The sequence below is a fragment of the Streptomyces sp. P9(2023) genome (assembly GCF_032436795.1).
Classification (GTDB): Bacteria; Actinomycetota; Actinomycetes; order Streptomycetales; family Streptomycetaceae; genus Streptomyces.
In genome coordinates this window covers 1-237 of record NZ_JAUPWM010000834.1, presented here as the reverse complement: position 1 = coordinate 237, position 237 = coordinate 1, and the positions used below count along the sequence as shown (strand labels likewise).

Below are 237 nucleotides of genomic sequence, written 5' to 3'. Positions count from 1 at the left end.
AGAACTCAAGAGCACCACGATCAGCACCGTTGATACCAGCGAACATGGTTCCACTTTGGAGAGCAGCATTAAGCTGATCCCGATCAGTCATACCAAGTGCACGCTGCATAAGCTGGTTGCCAGCATCTCGCTCCGAAGCTTTCTGGAAATCTCCCAGAGCACCTGCGAAGCCAGATGTGGCATTGCTCATCAACGACGCCGCTGTACGAAGGCTGTCACCTACTCCGCTGAAATTAG

The 237-nt window shown here is 52.7% G+C and carries 1 protein-coding gene; it reads right to left on the bottom strand.

Features of this window, described 5'->3' with window-relative positions; all coding sequences use genetic code 11:
• On the bottom strand, positions 1–190 hold a 190-nt coding region (locus tag Q5762_RS39610; protein ID WP_315897165.1), incomplete at its 3' end, for a hypothetical protein.
• Between the last annotated feature and the right edge of the window lie 47 nt (positions 191–237).